Source organism: Parahaliea mediterranea (assembly GCF_017255185.1).
Lineage (GTDB): Bacteria > Pseudomonadota > Gammaproteobacteria > Pseudomonadales > Halieaceae > JAFKCZ01.
The window spans coordinates 141,722-159,168 of record NZ_JAFKCZ010000002.1; the positions used below are offsets into that span (position 1 = coordinate 141,722).

Here is a 17,447-nt window from a genome sequence, read left to right on the forward strand (position 1 = left end):
CTCCAATCCCGTTGTCGTTCTTGTGGACGCACTCATTATGCGTGCCGGTTGCGGGCAAGTTGCTCCCCGGCCGGCCGCCGCGCTAATGCGACAAATGGCGACGACGCCAGCGTCCCAGTACGGTATCCCCCAACACCGTCGCGGCACGGATATCGAGCCGGCGCCCCAACCCCGCGGGAACTATGTTAATCCCTATGTCCGGCGGGGGCAAAATCCCGGCGCCGCGTCCCGGCCATTCCACCAGGCACACGGCATCCTCCCGGAAGTAGTCACGCACACCCATAAACTCCAGCTCCTCGGGGTCGCCGAGACGGTAGAGGTCGAAATGAAAGACCTCGAGCTGGCCCAGCTGGTAGGGCTCAACGAGGGTGTAGGTGGGACTTTTAACCGCCCCCTCGTGACCCAGGCCCTGAATGAAACCGCGGCTGAACGTGGTCTTGCCCATCCCCAGGTCGCCCTCCAGGTGGACCACCAGGGCGGGCTGCGCCACCGCCGCCAGGCCGCGACCCAGGGCGACCATGGCCGCCTCGTCGGCGGCCTCCACCTGCCACTGCGTGCCGCTCATGCAAGCAGCTCGCGCATGTGCGGCGCCAGGTCCGAGGCCAGCAGCCCGCGCTGGCCCGCCCCGGCGGCGCGATCCGCCGCGGCGCCGTGCAGGCAAACCCCCAGGGCGGCGGCCTCCACCGGCGCCAGGCCCTGAGCCAGCAGCGCGGCAATCACCCCGGTGAGCACATCGCCCATGCCGCCGCTGGCCATGCCGGGATTGCCGTAGTCGCCCAGCAGCACTTGCTCGCCATCGCACACCAGGGTGCCATTGCCCTTGAGCACGACCACGCCGCCCAGGCGCTGTTGCAGCTCGCGGGCGGCGGCAAACCGATCCGCCTGTACCTCGCCCGTTGAGCAGCCCAGCAGCCGCGCGGCCTCCCCCGGGTGCGGGGTGAGAATCCAGTTGCCTCGCGGCGGAACCACGCCCCCGACCCGCCGACCCAGCAGGTTGAGGGCGTCGGCATCCAGCACCAGCGGCACGCGATGCTCACAGGCCGCCTGGAACAGTTGCTCTGACCACGGCGACTGCCCGAGACCGGGGCCCAGGGCAACCACGTCGGCGCCATCGAGCAGCGACGCCAGCTCCTGGCCCGAGGCCACCCCGCGGGCCATCACCTCGGGGCTGCGGGCGAGTATCGCCGGCACGTGTTCCGCGCGCGTCGCGGCGCTGACCAGGCCGGCGCCGCAGCGCAGCGCCGCCTCCGCGGCCAGCGCGATCGCGCCGCCCATGCCCAGGTCCCCGCCGGCCACCAGCACCCGCCCGTACAGGCCCTTGTGGGCATTGGCGGGACGCGGCGGCAGCGCCGCGAGCATGGCGTCCAGCGACAGCCGGCGGCAGTCCGGTGGCTCGACGGCATAGACAGCCGCCGGCACCGACAGCGTGGCCAGGGACACAGCGCCGGCGCAATCCTGGCCATCCCCGGTGTACAGGCCGCGCTTGGCGGCGATAAAGGTTACCGTGGTCGCGGCACGCACCGCGGCGCCCAGCACCCGCCCGCTGTCGGCGCACAGGCCCGAGGGAATATCCACCGCCAACACCGGCAGGTCGAGGGTGTTGACCGCCTCGATGGCCCCCCGCTGGGCGTCGCGCACCTCGCCGCCTAGACCGGTGCCCAGCATGGCGTCGACCACCACGCCCCGGGACTCCAGGCAGCCGGCGGTGTAGGGCGCCACCGGCACGCCGCTGGCCAGGGCCTGTTCCCGGGCCTTCAGGGCGTCGCCGCCAATGCGCGCGGGATCGCCCAGCTGGTACACCGCCACCGGGTAGCCGCGCTTGTGCGCCAGCTCCGCCAGCAGGAAGCCGTCGCCGCCGTTGTTGCCGGTGCCGCACAGCACCTGTACGAGTTCGGGCCGCGGCCACAGCGCGAGCAGCTGGTCCCAGGCCGCCGCCGCGGCCCGCGCCATCAGGATCGGGCCGGGTATCCCCGCCCCCCCGATCGCGCGCGCGTCCAGGGCGCGGACCTGCCGCGCGGTGTACAGCCCCTGCATCTGGGTAAAATCGAACATGGTCTCCTCTGGGGCGTGTTTGGGCGGCATGTCTGGTAGAATCGGGGCCCGTACACACGTGCATTCGTACACGGCTGCATTCATACATACACGGCGACGGCACGCGCGCACCGCGCACGGGCAGCGGCAAAACCCAAGAGTATAGGCCCCCGGCCTGCCCCATCACAGCCCCATGAGCGAGCATTTGCACAAGCAGCACATAGAGACGGGACCGCCGCCGGCCCTGTCGCCGCGCGCCCGGGCCGAGCTCGCCGAGCGCATTCGCGACTGGGCCCGGGAACTGGGCTTCCAGCAGATGGGCATTACCGATGTCGACCTGGGCGAGCACCGCGACTACCTGCGCAAGTGGCTGGACGCGGGCTACCACGGCAGCATGGACTACATGGCGCGCCACGGCGACAAGCGGGCCCGGCCCGAGGAGCTGGTGCCCGGCACCTGCCGGGTGCTCAGCCTGCGCATGGACTACCTCGTTGCGGACACTCGCCCGCTGGAGGTGCTGGACTCACCGCGGCGGGGCTACATTGCCCGCTACACCCTGGGCCGCGACTACCACAAGTTGATGCGCAAACGCCTGGCGCAGCTGGCGCGGCGCATCGCCGAGGAGGCCGGCGGCGGCCACTACCGCGCCTTCGTCGACAGCGCGCCGGTACTGGAGCGGGCCATCGCCGAGCGCGCCGGCCTGGGCTGGATCGCCAAGAACACCATGATGATCAACAGCCGCGCCGGCTCCTGGTTTTTCCTCGGCGAGATCTACACCGACCTGCCCCTCCCCGCCAGCGAGCCCCAGCAGAGCAAACACTGTGGCAGCTGCACCGCCTGCCTCGACATCTGCCCCACCGATGCCTTTGTCGGCCCCTACCAGCTGGACGCGCGGCGCTGCATTTCCTACCTCACCATCGAGCACCGGGGGAGCATCGACCCCGAGCTGCGTCCGCTCATGGGCAACCGCATCTTCGGTTGCGACGACTGCCAGCTGGTCTGCCCCTGGAACAAGTTCGCCCACCCCACCGCGGAGGGCGACTTCCAGCCCCGCCATCAACTGGAGGCGCCCGACCTGGTGGAGCTGTTTTTGTGGGACGAGGCCACCTACCTGGCGCGCACCGAGGGCTCGGCGCTGCGGCGTATCGGCCACGAGCGCTGGCTGCGCAACATCGCCGTGGCCCTTGGCAATGCACCCGGCAGCGCCGCGGTGATCGCGGCACTGCGCCAGCGCCGCGACCACCCCTCGCCGCTGGTGCGCGAGCACGTGGCCTGGGCCCTGGAGCGCCACGGCGAGAGCCGCCTCACGGCTTCAGGCGCAGAAAGTGATCGCGGTAGTACCTGAGTTCGTCAATCGATTCGCGGATATCCTCCAGGGCGAGATGGGCCCCGGACTTGGAGAACCCCGCCGCCAGATCGGGGCGCCAGCGCAACATGAGAATCTTCAGCGAGCTGACGTCGAGGTTGCGGTAGTTGAAATAGGCCTCCAGTTCCGGCATGTGCCGGGCCAGAAAACGGCGGTCCTGGCAGATACTGTTGCCACACATGGGGGAGATTCCCGCCGGCACCCACTGGCGCAGGAACTCCAGGGTTTCGCGGGTCGCCATCGCCTCGTCGACCCGGCTCGCGCGCACGCGATCCACCAGCCCGGAGGCCGTGTGGTGCGTGGTGTTCCACTCGTCCATCGCCGCCAGGCGCTCGTCGCTCTGGCGCAGGGCGAGCACCGGCCCCTCGGCGACCGTGTTGAGATCACTGTCGGTGACAATGGTGGCGATTTCAATGATCACGTCCCGCTCTGTGTCCAACCCCGTCATTTCCAGGTCGATCCAGATCAGGTTCCCCGGGTCCTGCATGCCATGCTCCTTAGTGTCCGGCCGTCGGGCAGATTGCCCTGTATCCAGCCGCTTTCAAGCCGGCAATGCCGATTGCCGGCGCAATCAAATTTCAGGGCTCAGTGTAACAAATCTGCCGGCGACGATTGCGCCCCTCGCCGGGGCCGCCAATAATGCCCGCATGAGCAAACGCAAACTCAGCCGGCAGCAGGCCTGGCGCGTCGAGAAAATCCACAAGGAACGCGCAGAGCGCGCCCGGCGGCGGGACGTCGCCGCCGAGCAGGCGCTGGAGGGCGGCGCCCTGGGCCCGGAACGGGAGGGGCTGGTGGTCGCCCACTTCGGCACCCAGGTGGAAGTGGAAGCGGCGCCGGGCACGCGCCGGCGCTGCCACTTGCGGGCCAACCTGGAAGCCCTGGTCACCGGCGACCGCGTTATCTGGTGCGACGGCGACCCCACCGGCGTGGTGGTGGCGCAGTCCCCCCGCGACAGTCAGCTGTGCCGCCCCGACCCCTACGGCAAACTGAAGCCGGTGGCGGCAAACATCGATCGCATTTTCGTGGTCATCGCCCCGCTGCCGGAGCCCCACGCCAACCTCATCGACCGCTACCTGGTGGCCGCGGAGGTGTCCGGCATCGAACCGGTGCTGGTGCTGAACAAAACCGACCTGCTCGCCGGCGACGAGGCCCTGCGGCGGGACATCGGGGCGCTGCTGGCGATCTATCCCCAATTGGGCTACCGCGTACTCGAGGTATCGAGCCGGGAGGGCGGCCTCGCCCCCCTGCTGGCGGCCCTGCGCGAACACACCAGCGTGTTTGTCGGGCAGTCGGGGGTGGGCAAGTCCTCCCTGGTCAACGCCCTGCTGCCGGGGGCCGACCTGCGGGTAGGGGCCCTGTCGGAGCTCACCGCCAAGGGCACCCACACCACCACCACCGCGCAGCTCTTTCACCTGCCCAGCGGCGGCAGCCTGATCGATTCGCCCGGCATCCGCGAATTCGGCCTGTGGCACATGGACCGCGACCAGGTGGAATGGGGGTTCCGGGAGTTTCGCCAGCACCTCGGCCAGTGCCGGTTCCGCGATTGCCGGCACCAGCGCGAGCCCGGCTGCGCGATTCTCGCCGCCGCCGAGCGCGGCGATATCAGCGACCAGCGCCTCGACAGCTATCGCCGCATCGTCGGCAGCCTGGAAGATGGCCGCTAGCCCGCGCCGTTGCGGCGTAGGGTCGAATTGATTCGCCCCAAAAGCGGCGGAATGAATTCCGCCCTACAGGGGGATATCGCCCAGCCTGTAGGGTCGAATTCATTCGACCAACCACCGGCGGAATAAATGCCGCCCCACAGGGAGGATATCGCGCAGCCTGTAGGGTCGAATTCATTCGACCAACCACCGGCGGAATAAATGCCGCCCCACAGGGAGGATATCGCCCAGCCTGTAGGGTCGAATTCATTCGACCAACCACCGGCGGAATAAATGCCGCACCACAGGGGGATAGCGCACAGCCTGTAGGGTCGAATTCATTCGACCAACCACCGGCGGAGTGCATGCCGCCCCACAGGGAGGATATCGCACAGCCTGTAGGGTCGAATTCATTCGACCAACCATCGGCGGAATAAATACCGCCCTACCGGGGGGATAGCGCAGCCAGGGACTCGCCCAGCCGGGTGGGCGTACCGGCGGCGTAGCGCTCGTCCCAGGCCATCGCCCCCTCGGGGAACAGCAGGATAACCGTGGAGCCCAGCTTGAAACGGCCCATTTCCTCGCCCTTGCCGAGCGCCACCGGCGCCGGCGCCACACTGAAATCCCGGTGCAGGATGCGCCGGGGCGGGGGCGCCACCTGGCCCTCCCAGACGGTTTCTATCCCCGCCACGATCATCGCGCCCACCAGCACCATCGCCATCGGCCCGGCTTCGGTATCGAAATAGCACACCAGCCGCTCGTTGCGGGCAAACAGATGCTCCACTCCCCCGGCGGTCACCGCATTGACCGAAAACAGCTCGCCCGGGATATAGCGGCTGGCGAGCAGCTTGCCCGCCAGGGGCATGTGCACGCGGTGGTAGTCACGGGGGGACAGGTAAATAGTGGCAAAACTGCCGTTGCGAAAGCGCTCGGCCCAGCCCTCGTCTCCGCCCAGCAGGCTCCAGGTGGAATAGCTGCGGCCCTTGGCCTGGAAAATACTGTGCTCGGCGATGTCGCCGATCTGGCTGATACGGCCATCCGCCGGGCACACGATATCCGCGTCCGCCAGGGGGCGCGCGCCCTCGCGCAAGGGGCGGGTGAAAAAGTCGTTGAAGGTGGCGTAGGCCTCGGGGTTGGGCTCCTCGGCCTCGGACAGGTCCACGCGGAAACGATTGACGAAGCGGCGGATTACCCAGTTCTTCAACCACCGCGGATGGCGCGCCCGCGCCAGTGCTCCCACCGCGCGCGACAGGAGTTGTTGGGGGACAAGGTGTTGCAGCAGTATAAACAGCGAGTCCATGGCGGCGGGCACTTCCTCAATCGGGTTTCGGGTATCGCGGGGATTCCGCGGGCGCTAGTGTAGCACCCGCGGAAAGTCCTGGTGGGATGCGTGCCCCGATAAAGCAGGACCGGCGCCCGGGGCGGAAACAATCACCGCCCGGCGGTGGCCGAATAAATTCGGCCCTACAGGGGGCCCTCGGCACGTAGGGCCGAATTGATACGACCATGACGGCACCGATACCCCCCGAAAAGGCGGCCCGGCCCTCCGCCCGCAGGGGAAGGCGCGGCGTACCGTGCAGGGTCGAATTCATTCAACCGAAGGCGGAATGAACGACCCCAAAAGAGAGGCCGACCCGGCGCCCTACAGATTCTCCTCGGCGAAGGCCGCCAGCCGCGAGCGCACAATGCCGTTCACGTGCATCACCCCGGCGTGGGGATAGGCCTTGCTCTTCTCCACCAGGTAAGTGAGGCCGGAAGTCAGCGGCGAGATGTACTTGTTGTCGATCTGCGCCAGGTTGCCCAGCACCACGATCTTGGAGTCCGCCCCCACCCGGCTGATCACCGATTTGAGCTGGAACTGGGTCAGGCCCTGGCTCTCGTCGATGATGATGTAGGCGTTGTTGAAGGAGCGCCCGCGCATGAAGTTGAGCGACTTGAACTGGATATTGGCCCGCTCCTTCACGTAGTCGATACTGCCGTGACAGGATTCGTCGGCGCCGTGGAGGATCTCCAGGTTGTCGTCGAAGGCCGCCAGCCAGGGCGCCATTTTTTCCTCCTCGGTGCCCGGCAGGAAGCCGATATCCTCGGCGATGGGCGGCGTCGAGCGCGCCACGATCAACTTGTTGTAGCGCTTCTGCTCGAGGATGGCGTGCAGCCCGTAGGCCAGCGCCAGCAAGGTCTTGCCCGAACCGGCGGGGCCGGTCATTACCGTCATGTCGACATTGTCGTCCTCCAGCAGGGCCATGGCCATGGCCTGCTCCAGGTTGCGCGGCGTCAGGCCCCAGAAACGCTTGTGCATCAGGTTGTCGCGGCTGTCGCAGCGCAGGTAGACGTGGTCGCTGTCGATGCGCTTGACGAAGGCCATGAACTCGCAGTCATCGAACAGGAACATATTGGGGTAGGCCTGGGGCAGGGACTTGCGCGGCACCCGGTGCAGGGTGCAATCACCCTCGCGCAGGGTGTCCACCTCGGCAATACCGGCCCAGAAGTCGCCCTCGATGTGCTCGTAGCCCCTGGCCAGCAGGTCGATATCGTCCAGCACCCGGTCGCGGCGGTAGTCCTCCACATGCAGCAGACCGGAGCCCTTGGCCTTGATGCGCATATTGATGTCCTTGGTGACCAGGCACACGAACTCCTTCGGCTGCTCCGCCTGCAGGCGCAGGGCCACATTGATGATCCGGTTATCGTTGGCCTGGTCCTGGGTGGCGTCGAGGAAGGGCACCTCGGAACTGTCGGTAAGGAGCTGGTCCGGGTAGATGGCCAGGGTGCCCGGTGTGCCCTCGCCCTCGATACAGCTGCCGGGCACCTCCACGCCCTCCTGGATCTCCTGGGGCGTGGCGGCGTCCACCACCTTGTCGATCATCTGGATGGCGATGCGCGCCTCCCGGCTGACCGACTTGTCCCGGCGGTCCTTGATGTGATCCAGTTCCTCGAGCACGGTCATCGGAATGACCACGTGGTGTTCCTTGAAGGCCGCGATGGCCGTGGGGTCGTGCAGTAAAACGTTGGTGTCCAGTACGTAGGTCTTCTTGACGACGGGTTTCAGGTTCGGTTTCTCTACTCGCAGGGCGGAGCCTGATTCCATATAGCTTTCCTCGTAAATGGGTAGCTCTGAACGGGTGCTTTCGGGGCCGGCCGGGAGGGCCGGGTCTGGAGTGGGAGGGAGGTGTAGTCTCGGTGAGCCGTGGCGGCGCGGGCCGCCCCGTGCGGGCGTGTCGGGCAGTGGCCGGCGGCATTGGCGCCAGGGCTCGACGGTGGCGCGGCCCCCACGGGGACCGCCGGATGCGGTGTGGTCGACGCCTGGCCGGGCGGGTCGCCGCTGCCGGCCAGGGCCCGGAAATGGTTCAATGGCACATCCCGGATACAAGCAACAGCGTTCCCTCGATTATTAAACCCGGCGCGCGCGCCTGTCAATCAAATGACCGATTCCGTGCACTGTGGCGAATGCACACTGACACGGGGGACCATTTCCGCTACGATAAAGCGCTTATGCACTCTTATTGTAAGACTCTGAATTTATAATGCTCAATCAGGACTCACTCGCCCAGCTCAAGGGCCTCAAGTCGCAGATGGAGGCCGAGAAAGAGCGGGCCGAGGCGGTGGTTAAGGGTACCCAGGCCCGCTACGGCTTCGCTGTCCTGGATGACGGCCGGGAAATCTTCATTCCACCGGACGAGATGCTCAAGGCCTTCCCCGACGACCGGGTGCGGGTCTGTATCCGCCCCACCCGCGACAACAAGACCGTCGCCGACATCGAGAAACTGGTGGACAGTCCCCTGGGGGACTTCACCGGACGCTGCGTGCGCAAGGGCAAGGCCTTTTTCGTCCAGCCCGACCTGCCGCACCTCAAGCGCTGGCTGTTCATCCCGCCCCATGCCCGCAACGGCGTCAAGGAGGGGGACTACGTGCGCTGCGCCATCCTCCGCCACCCGATCCGCGACGGCAAACCGCAGGCCAAGATCCTGACGGTACTGGGCAACGACGACACCCCGGGCATCGAGAATCTGTACTGCATGGCCAAGTACCGCCTGCCGGCGGAGTGGGGCAGCGCGGCACAGAAGGACCTCGAGCAGTGCCTCGCGGCCACCAGCCCGCTGGAGAGCGGCACCCGGCGCGACCTGACCGACCTCGAATTCATCTCCATCGACGCGGCCAAGACCCAGGACATCGACGACGCCCTCTACGCCGAAATCAGCAACGATGGCTGGACCCTGTTCGTGGCCATCGCCGACCCCACCGCCTATATCCCGCGGGACTCCCAGCTGCACCGGGACGTCGCGGCGCGCGGCACGTCGGTGTACTTCCACGGCGACGTCCTGCCGATGCTGCCCGAGGCCCTGTCCCAGGACACCTGCGCCCTGTCGGAGGGTGTCGACCGCCCGGCGCTGGTATGCCGGATACCGGTCAGCGACAGCGGCGAAGTGGGCAGCGCCGAATTCATCGAGGCCACCATCCGTTCGCGGGCCAAGCTGTCCTACTTCGCGGTGGACCGCTACCTCAACGGCCAGGCCGACGAGCTGATGAGCCACGCCAGCCCCCTGGAGGCCCTGTACCAGGTATACCGCGCCCTGCGGGCCCGCCGGGAGGCCCAGGAACTGGTGATGGAAGATCGCCAGGAGTACCGCTGGGTGCTGGGCGACGACAAGCAGATCGACCACATCGAACCCTACGAGAAGCTGCTATCGCAGAAACTGGTGGAGGAGTGCATGGTCGCCACCAATCGCTGCGCCGCGCGCTTCCTCTCCGAGCACGAAGCCAGCGGGCCCTTTGTCAGCCACCCGGGCTTCCGCGGCGACCGCCTGGACGAAACCCGCAAGTTCCTGGCCATGCACGCCCCGGAGACGGCGGAGCTCGACCCCGGGAGCAAATCCGGTTACCGCAATATCATGCGCGCCCTGGGGGCCTCGGCCAGCGGCCTGCCGCTGCGTGCGATGGTCAACCGCCTGCTCACCCGGGCGGAACTGACCCGGACTCCGGGCCTGCACATGGGCATGGCCCTGGATTGCTATACCAACTGCACCTCACCGCTGCGCAAGTACGCGGACTTCCTGGCGCACCTGCAGATCAAGGCCATCCTCGCGGGCCAGGAGCCGAAGATCACCGAGCAGGACGCCCTGGACCAGCTCCGGGACAAGCTGGCCACTGCCCGCGGCGCCACCAACGAGGCCGAACGCTGGCTGGCGAGCCGCTATCTGGAGCGCCAGGCAGCGGCCGAACCCGGTCGCCGCCTCGCCGCCACCGCGGCCCACATCAACAGCTCCGGTTTCACCGTGCGGCTGGCGGATTGCGGCCTGGAGGGCTTCGTGGACCTGCGCAAGGACCCGGAAAAGTTCAGCTATGACAAATGGACCGCCAGCCTCACCAGCACCACGCGGCGCTTCCAGCTGGAGCAGAAGGTGGAAGTGTGTTTCGAGGGGGTCGATCGGGACAACGGCTTCCAGGTGCAGTTCTCACTGGTGGACGGCTGCGGCCTGAAACCACCCAAGACCGGCGCCTCGCGCCAGGACGACGAGGACAGCGCCGAGCAAGCACCGCCAGCGGACTAGTTGTCCGCGGCGGCGCCGCTAGTGGGCGCGCGAGGCGGCGGTGCCGCCGCCTCCCCCTCCCGCCTTTGGCGGGAGGCCCGCGGCGCTGCAGTGCTGCACACGGGACACCAGCTCCACCATTTCCGCCACGCCCAGGGCCCGCAGGTAATCCCCCATGGCACCCAGGTCGTCGCCAGCGACATCGGGCTCGGCGTAGCGCAGCGCCTCGATCACTTCCAGCTCCGCGCTGCTGAAATCGCCGCCCTCGCCGAAGATAAGGCGCGTGAAGGTATCGACGATCACCATTTCACTGGGCCCGGAGGCCGCCCGGCCCGACTCGCTGTGTTTCATAGCTCCCACTCCGATGCCCGCCCGCAGGGCATCGCATTGACGATTCACCCCAGTATGACCCGGCACCGCGACCGCTCTCAGGTTAAATTCTAGGCAATATTCACAGAAGGCGCTTAAAATTTGTGCGGTTTTGCATGTCAGGCGGGAACGATCGAATGAATGCGCCGGATAAAGAGGGGGCCGCTGCCGGCCCTACCGGGGCCCCGCTTCCGGGTTTGGCCGAATGAATTCGGCCCTACAGGGGACTGCGCCAACACTCCTGTAGGGTCGAATTCATTCGACCGGGCCCGCGGCAATCACCCTCCTGTAGGGTCGAATTCATTCGACCGAGCCCCCGACAACCACCCTCCTGTAGGGTCGAATTCATTCGACCACTCCCCCCGACAACCACCACCGCTGTAAGGTCGAATTCATTCGACCGGGCCCGCGGCAATCAGCCCACCTGCAAACCGGCTTAAAACGCCGCGTTACCCGGCGTGCGCGGGAAGGGGATGGCGTCGCGCACGTTGTCCATGCCGGTGACGTAGTTGAGCAGGCGCTCGAAGCCGAGGCCGAAACCCGCGTGGGGCACGGTGCCGTAGCGGCGCAGGTCGCGGTACCACCACAGCTCCTCCCGCAGGTGCGCGTCCATGCGCGCGTCGAGGACGTCGAGGCGCTCCTCGCGCTGGCTGCCGCCGATGATTTCGCCGATACCCGGGGCCAGCACGTCCATCGCGGCGACGGTCTCGCCGTCGTCGTTGAGGCGCATGTAAAAGGCCTTGATGTCCTTGGGGTAATTCATCACCACCACCGGGCGACCGATGTGCCGCTCCGACAGGTAACGCTCGTGCTCCGAAGCCAGGTCGATGCCCCAGCGCACCGGAAACTCAAAGGACTCGCCGCAGTTCTCCAGGATGCGAATGGCCTCGCTGTAGTCCATGCGCTCGAAACGGTTGTCGATCACGCCGCGCAGGCGGTCGATCACGGTGTCGTCGATGCGCTGGCGGAAAAAAGCCATGTCGTCCTCGCGCTCTTCCAGTACCCGGGTGAACACATGCCGCAGCAGATCCTCGGCCAGGTCGGCGTTGTCGCCCAGGTCGGCGAAGGCGATCTCCGGCTCCACCATCCAGAACTCCGCCAGGTGGCGGCTGGTGTTGGAATTCTCGGCGCGGAAGGTGGGCCCGAAGGTGTAGACCTTGCTCATCGCCAGGCAGTAGGACTCGACCTCCAGCTGCCCGGACACGGTGAGGAAGGCGTCGCCGCCGAAGAAGTCCTGGCTGTAATCCACCTGGCCGTCGGCGCCGCGCGGCAGGTTGACCGCGTCCAGGGTACTGACCCGGAACAGCTCGCCGGCCCCCTCGCAGTCGCTGCCGGTGATGATCGGCGTGTTGATCCAGTGGAAACCGCGCTCGAAGAAATAGTTGTGAATGGCGTTGGCCAGGGTGGTGCGCACCCGGGTGATGGCGCCAAAGGTATTGGTGCGCGGACGCAGGTGGGCCTGGGTGCGCAGGTATTCAAAAGTGTGCCGCTTCTTGGCGATGGGGTAGGCCTCGGCGTCGTCCACCCAGCCCACCACCTCCACGGCGCTGGCCTGGATCTCCACGCTCTGGCCCTTGCCCTGGGAGGCCACCAGCTCGCCGGTCACCACCACGGCGCAGCCGGTGGACAGTTTGAGCACTTCCGAGCCGTAGTTGGGCAGGCTGCTGGGCACCACCGCCTGGATCGCGTCGAAGGCCGAGCCGTCGTGGACCGCGAGGAAGGATATCCCGGCCTTGGAGTCGCGCTTGCTGCGCAGCCAGCCGCGAACCTCCACGGTGGCGCCGATGGCGATATCGCCCCGCAGGGCGGCGGAAACAGGGGTGAACTGCGACATGATCGAACGGTCTCCAGTGGTGCTTGAACAGGGTATGGCTCAGGCGGGCTTGCAGCGGCCTGTCGGGGCCCTCGTGCCGCGGCCCACCCGGGAAAGTCGCGGAGAATACCGAAACCGCGCTTCGCCCGCCAGGGCGGGCGCGGTGGCCTACCGCGCGATGCGGTTGATGCTGGTGCCGTCGAGGTCCAGGTGGCCCATCAGGCCGCGGTCGGAAAACGTAAAACCCAGCACCGGCGGCACGGTGCGGGGCGTTTCCAGACGCCCGCGCTCGTCCATGCGCACCCGGGTCACGCCCTCGCTGACGCCGACCCTCCAGTCGATGGTGTTGCGAAACTTGATCAGCGCCTCCCGGGTCATGAACAGGATAACCTCGGCCTTGCGGCCCTCGTTCACCGCCACCCCGTGGGGCGCGCCGGCGGTGGCGTAGTAGGCCACCGGTTTGCCCTCGATCAGCAGGGCGCCCTCGCCGTAGCGCCCGCCCTCGCCGAAGGTCATTTCCACCACGTCGGGGAACACCAGCACGCCGCTGGCGCGCTTGAGCAGTTTTTCCATTTCCCGGGCGTGGCCCCGCAGCTGGTCGAGGGCGGTCGCGGATTTGCTCTCGATTTCACTGCGATGGTCGGCCAGGGCCGGCCCCGCCAGTACCGCGCCCAGGCACAGTACCGCCACGGCCCGCAGGGCCCTTGTTATCCGTGTCGCCATCACGCTTCCCCCTGGAAATCGAACGATTGACCCACCAGCTCCTCGGACAGCTGCCACAGCCGCTGCGCGGCGTTGGGGTCGACTGCATAGGATTCTACACCACCGGCGACGCCCTCGCCGGCTTTTGCCGCCAGCTGGCAGTCCTCCAGGTAGCGCCCCCCGAGACCGTCGAGCTCACGGGAGGTGGCGGCATAGACGGTGGTGGCGGCCCCCTGGGGAATCGTCTTGAAGCCTCCCGGGGCCTCACCGCCGCCATCGCCGGCGGCAATGGCCGCTGCCCGCTCGCGCATGGACTCGATATCCGCCGCGTCCAGATGGCGCCCCAGCTCGGTCATGATCATGCCCGGGTGCACCGCGAACACCCGCACGCCCCGCGGCGCCAGGCGCCGGTCCAGGGCCACCGAAAACAGGATATTGGCGGTCTTTGACTGGCCGTAGGACTGCCACTTGTCGTAATCGCGGCGCAAGTAGTTGGGGTCGTCAAAATCCACCGGGGCGAAGCGGTGGCCGCCGGAACTGAGGTTGACCACGCGCGCGCCCTCCCCCTCGGCCGCGGCCCGAATCAGGGCCGGCGCCATCAGGCAGGTGAACAGGAAGTGACCCAGGTGGTTGGTGCCAAACTGCTGCTCGAAGCCCTGGGCGGTGCGCGACAGCGGGCACGCCATGACCCCGGCATTGTTGATCAGCAAATCCACCCGGGGGTAGAGGTCGAGCAGGGTGGCGGCGGCGCCGCGCACCTGGTCCAGGTCCGCGAGGTCCAGCCGCGCCGTATCCAGGCGCCCGGGCGGCTCGCTCTCGGCGAGGGCCGCCGCGGCCCCCTCCAGCTTTGCCCGGTTGCGCCCCAGCATCACCACCGTGGCGCCCCGGGCCGCCAGCGCGCGGGCGGTTTCCAGCCCCAGGCCCGAGGACGCCCCGGTGACCAGGGCCACGCGGCCCTCCAACCTTACCTCCGCGAGCACCTCGTCCGTGGTGGACGCGAATCCAAATGCCGACATAGTGAGTTCCCCTGATTGAGTCAGTTCGCAAAAAAGCGGTACACGGATGCCCCCAAAGCATTCGCTATGCTCATGGGGCAGGCTCCGCATTCAAATAGATAGGGATATCTATTTGAATGCCGGATCAATAGTGTTGGAGAATCAGCATAGACCTACCGGACGGCGGTGGACATCTCTAGGGGTTTACAGGGGGAAACCATGGGCGAGGAAACACGGCAAAAACTCGAGGCCGGCGATTACATCAGCTTCGCCACGCGCAAGCGCAACGGGGACTTTGTGCCCACCCCGGTGTGGTTTGCCCCCTACGCCGGCAGCTACTACCTGTTCTCCGCCGGGGAGGCGGGCAAGGTCAAGCGCCTGCGCAATTTCAGCGAGGCCCGCATCGCCCCCTGCACCGTGACCGGCAAGTTGACCGGGGACTGGATCGACGCAACGGCCCACCTGCTGGACTCGGAGGAGGATCGCGCCACCGCGCTGGGAGCGCTGCGGCGCAAATACTTCCTGCAGATGCGTATCGGCGACCTGTTCGCGCGCCTGACCGGGCGCTACCAGCGGCGCGCCTATATCCGGGTGGATCTCCCCGGCTGAGGCCTCACAGCGCCGCGGTGGCCTCGCGCCGCACCGCCTCCAGTTGCAGGCGGTACTGGTCGATATCCCCCTTCAGGGTCGCCCTGTCGATGGCCTCGCCGATGCGCGCGGTGGCCGCGTCGAAGTCGCCCCGGCGGTAGTGGATGATACCCTCGGCGTAGAGCAGGCGGCTGTCCTGGGGGCGCAATTTCAAGGCGCGCCGGTAGTGCGCCAGGGCCTCGTCCCAGGCACCCTCGTCCGCCGCGTTGTCTCCCAGCCAGGCGTGGTAGAAGGGATTCGCCTCGCGGTGCCGCTCCACCCGCTCGACCCAATAGGCGCGCTCGTCCTCCCGCCCGAGCTGGGCGTAGAGCACCACCAGGTTGTTCATCGCCGAGCGGTCACCGGGATTCAGTTTGAGGGCGCGGAAATAGCTGTCCTCGGCGGCCTGGAGCTGGCCCGCGCCGCGATAGATCGCGCCCAGGTTGACCCACAGCTGGGCCATCGCGGGACTCAGCTGCAGCGCGCGCACCGACTGCCGCCAGGCCGTGGGCAGATCGCCACCGGCGAGGGCATCCACCGCCAGATTGCTGTGGTAGAGCGCCGCGCCATCGCTGTCCCGCAGGGGGTGGGAATCGGCGATATCGCGCGATTGCAGGGGGTCGATATCGACCATGAACGATTCGCCGCGGGGCAGATCGACCAGCACGTTAACGTGCATGCGCAGGGCCACCCGCTCCCCCATTCGGGTCCACTGCGGCCTCACCTCGAGCCACTGGTAGCGGGCGTCGAGCCCCGCCTCTCGCGCCAGGGCCACGAACAGGTGGGCGTAGGTCAGGCAATTGGCGCTGGCGCGGTTGAAAGCCTCGGCGGCGGTGCCGTCGGCAAAGGGGTCGTACTGCAGGTCCAGCATGCCGGCGCCCTTCACCGCGCGATGGAGGTTGACCAGGCGCTGGCGGGGCTGGCTGCTGGTGGCGGCGTAGCGCGCGACGAAGTCGCGCATCTCCTGGCTGAGCCCGAGCAGGTCCGGCGAGGGCACGGTGGCCGCCACCTCGGCGACCGTCACCACGTTCCCATCCCACTGCAGCGGCGGCAACTGGTCGACCGCGGCGCGGTGGAGCGGATTCCGGGCGCAGGCGGACACCAGGCAGGCGGCGAGCAGGCAACAGGCCGCGCCGGCCCGCAGCCGCGACCCGCGAATGCCCCTGCTGGCGGTGCCGGACTCCGGCGCCATGGCGACCTCCCCTCCCGCGTCGCGGGACCAGGGTCAAAGTGTATCGCGGCCGCTCAACCGAATTGCAGTTCGCAGAAGTGCCGGGCGAGGGCCTCGATGTATTCGACCTCCGCCGCGCTGAATCGATCCGTCACCGGACTGTCGACGTCCAGCACCCCCACGATCTCGCCGGCGCGCCACAAGGGCACCACCACCTCGGAACGCGAGCGGATATCACAGGCGATATGGCCCGGAAAACGGTGCACATCCGCCACCACCTGGGTGCTCCCGCTGGCCACCGCCGCGCCGCAGACGCCCTTGCCCACGGGGATGCGCACGCAGGCCGGACGGCCCTGGAACGGGCCCAGCACCAGCTCGTCGCCGCGCAGGAAGTAAAAACCCAGCCAGTTGATGTTGTCCAGCTGCTCATTGAGGAAGGCGGAGAAATTGGCGGCGTTGGCCACCAGGTCCGGCTCCCCGGCCATCAGGCCGCGAAGCTGCAGGCGGGCTTCCTCGAGGGGCAGCATGGACCGCTCAGGCCGCGGTGTGCAACCCGCACTCGCGGCCGTCGAGCACCTTGGTGGGGTCGAAGTAGTGCTTGCAGGTGGGCAAGTCGAAACGGGCCATGTACTCGGCCACGTCGGTGTCGGACCAGTGAAAGATCGGCGCCACCTTGATCACGCCGCGGGCATCCCGGGAGACGATATCCAGGGTTTTGCGATGCTCGGTCTCCTCGCGGCGGATACCGGTCAGCCAGATATCCGGCTGGAACTCCGCCAGCGCCCGGTCGAAGGGCTCGAGTTTCACCTGGCGGGTGAACTCCGCGTGGCGCTCGGTCTCGTCCACCGTGGGAATGCCGCCCATGATGGCGTTGCGCCGCTCCGAGGTCATCTGTGGCGAGTAGACATGGATATTCAGGTCGAGATCACGGATCAGGCGCTCGGCGACGATGTAGGTATCGCGCAGGTTGTAACCGGTATCCACCCAGATCGTCGGCACCGAGGGGTCCACCCGGCTGACCAGGTGCAGCATCACCGCGGCGTTGCGCCCCATACTGGTGGTGGCGATGGTGCGCCCGCCCTGGTCCAGCGCCCAGCGCACGATCTCCGCCGGGGAGGCGTCGCGCAGGGCGGCGTTGGCGCTGTCCAGGTCGAGTTCCACGGGGATGCATCCCTTCAATCCAAATGAGGTGGGCACTTTAGAGAATC

General features: G+C 67.5%; 16 protein-coding genes. 4 read left to right on the forward strand and 12 right to left on the reverse strand.

The window, feature by feature from the left end; genetic code table 11:
- Positions 1 to 82: 82 nt before the first annotated feature.
- Complete coding sequence (tsaE, locus tag JYP50_RS03080) at positions 83 to 565, reverse strand: tRNA (adenosine(37)-N6)-threonylcarbamoyltransferase complex ATPase subunit type 1 TsaE (protein ID WP_206559004.1); 483 nt, start codon at positions 563 to 565, stop codon at positions 83 to 85.
- The gene (locus tag JYP50_RS03085) at positions 562 to 2,052 is read right to left on the reverse strand and encodes an NAD(P)H-hydrate dehydratase (protein ID WP_206559005.1); all 1,491 of its coding nucleotides are present in this window, start codon (positions 2,050 to 2,052) and stop codon (positions 562 to 564) included. The genes tsaE and JYP50_RS03085 overlap by 4 nt, the downstream gene beginning before the upstream one ends.
- Positions 2,053 to 2,224: 172 nt before the next feature.
- Between JYP50_RS03085 and queG the strand changes: the two genes are divergently transcribed.
- Positions 2,225 to 3,376 (forward strand): tRNA epoxyqueuosine(34) reductase QueG, encoded by a 1,152-nt coding sequence (gene queG / locus JYP50_RS03090; protein ID WP_206559006.1) that lies wholly within the window; start codon positions 2,225 to 2,227, stop codon positions 3,374 to 3,376.
- On the opposite strand, the gene orn is transcribed toward queG, so the two are convergent.
- Positions 3,336 to 3,884 carry an oligoribonuclease gene (gene orn / locus JYP50_RS03095; protein WP_206559007.1) on the reverse strand — a complete coding sequence of 183 codons (549 nt, stop codon included), beginning with the start codon at positions 3,882 to 3,884 and terminating at the stop codon, positions 3,336 to 3,338. The two genes, queG and orn, sit on opposite strands and share 41 nt — an antisense overlap.
- Positions 3,885 to 4,044: 160 nt before the next feature.
- Here orn and rsgA point away from each other — a divergent pair, with 160 nt between their 5' ends.
- Positions 4,045 to 5,061, forward strand: coding sequence for a small ribosomal subunit biogenesis GTPase RsgA (gene rsgA / locus JYP50_RS03100; RefSeq protein ID WP_206559008.1), 1,017 nt, complete (start codon positions 4,045 to 4,047; stop codon positions 5,059 to 5,061).
- Between the two features lie 421 nt (positions 5,062 to 5,482).
- On the opposite strand, the gene asd is transcribed toward rsgA, so the two are convergent.
- Both asd and JYP50_RS03110 read right to left on the reverse strand, forming a co-directional pair.
- Complete coding sequence (asd, locus tag JYP50_RS03105) at positions 5,483 to 6,337, reverse strand: archaetidylserine decarboxylase (protein WP_206559009.1); 855 nt, start codon at positions 6,335 to 6,337, stop codon at positions 5,483 to 5,485.
- Positions 6,338 to 6,679: 342 nt separating this feature from the next.
- Positions 6,680 to 8,122, reverse strand: coding sequence for a PhoH family protein (locus JYP50_RS03110; protein WP_206559010.1), 1,443 nt, complete (start codon positions 8,120 to 8,122; stop codon positions 6,680 to 6,682).
- Between the two features lie 436 nt (positions 8,123 to 8,558).
- Here JYP50_RS03110 and JYP50_RS03115 point away from each other — a divergent pair, with 436 nt between their 5' ends.
- On the forward strand, positions 8,559 to 10,583 hold the full coding sequence (locus tag JYP50_RS03115) for a ribonuclease R family protein (protein WP_206559011.1): 2,025 nt from the start codon (positions 8,559 to 8,561) through the stop codon (positions 10,581 to 10,583).
- Between the two features lie 18 nt (positions 10,584 to 10,601).
- On the opposite strand, the gene JYP50_RS03120 is transcribed toward JYP50_RS03115, so the two are convergent.
- The 4 genes from JYP50_RS03120 to JYP50_RS03135 form a co-directional block, all read right to left on the reverse strand.
- The gene (locus JYP50_RS03120) at positions 10,602 to 10,913 is read right to left on the reverse strand and encodes a hypothetical protein (protein WP_206559012.1); all 312 of its coding nucleotides are present in this window, start codon (positions 10,911 to 10,913) and stop codon (positions 10,602 to 10,604) included.
- A gap of 454 nt (positions 10,914 to 11,367) precedes the next feature.
- Positions 11,368 to 12,765, reverse strand: coding sequence for an asparagine--tRNA ligase (gene asnS / locus JYP50_RS03125; protein WP_206559013.1), 1,398 nt, complete (start codon positions 12,763 to 12,765; stop codon positions 11,368 to 11,370).
- A 147-nt stretch (positions 12,766 to 12,912) separates the two neighbouring features.
- Positions 12,913 to 13,467 carry a hypothetical protein gene (locus JYP50_RS03130; RefSeq protein ID WP_206559014.1) on the reverse strand — a complete coding sequence of 185 codons (555 nt, stop codon included), beginning with the start codon at positions 13,465 to 13,467 and terminating at the stop codon, positions 12,913 to 12,915.
- Positions 13,467 to 14,462, reverse strand: a complete 996-nt coding sequence (locus tag JYP50_RS03135) for an SDR family NAD(P)-dependent oxidoreductase (protein WP_206559015.1) — start codon at positions 14,460 to 14,462, stop codon at positions 13,467 to 13,469. Before JYP50_RS03135 ends, JYP50_RS03130 begins: the two co-directional genes overlap by 1 nt.
- Before the next feature lie 198 nt (positions 14,463 to 14,660).
- Between JYP50_RS03135 and JYP50_RS03140 the strand changes: the two genes are divergently transcribed.
- Positions 14,661 to 15,050 carry a PPOX class F420-dependent oxidoreductase gene (locus JYP50_RS03140; RefSeq protein WP_206559016.1) on the forward strand — a complete coding sequence of 130 codons (390 nt, stop codon included), beginning with the start codon at positions 14,661 to 14,663 and terminating at the stop codon, positions 15,048 to 15,050.
- A gap of 4 nt (positions 15,051 to 15,054) precedes the next feature.
- Here the strand turns inward: JYP50_RS03140 and JYP50_RS03145 are convergent, their stop codons facing one another.
- From JYP50_RS03145 to JYP50_RS03155, 3 genes are read right to left on the reverse strand one after another with little or no spacing between them, the layout of a single operon-like run.
- Positions 15,055 to 16,260 (reverse strand): tetratricopeptide repeat protein, encoded by a 1,206-nt coding sequence (locus JYP50_RS03145; protein WP_206559017.1) that lies wholly within the window; start codon positions 16,258 to 16,260, stop codon positions 15,055 to 15,057.
- A 53-nt stretch (positions 16,261 to 16,313) separates the two neighbouring features.
- Positions 16,314 to 16,766, reverse strand: coding sequence for a GAF domain-containing protein (locus JYP50_RS03150; protein ID WP_206559018.1), 453 nt, complete (start codon positions 16,764 to 16,766; stop codon positions 16,314 to 16,316).
- A 7-nt stretch (positions 16,767 to 16,773) separates the two neighbouring features.
- Complete coding sequence (locus tag JYP50_RS03155) at positions 16,774 to 17,400, reverse strand: phosphoadenosine phosphosulfate reductase family protein (protein WP_206559019.1); 627 nt, start codon at positions 17,398 to 17,400, stop codon at positions 16,774 to 16,776.
- Positions 17,401 to 17,447: the final 47 nt, after the last annotated feature.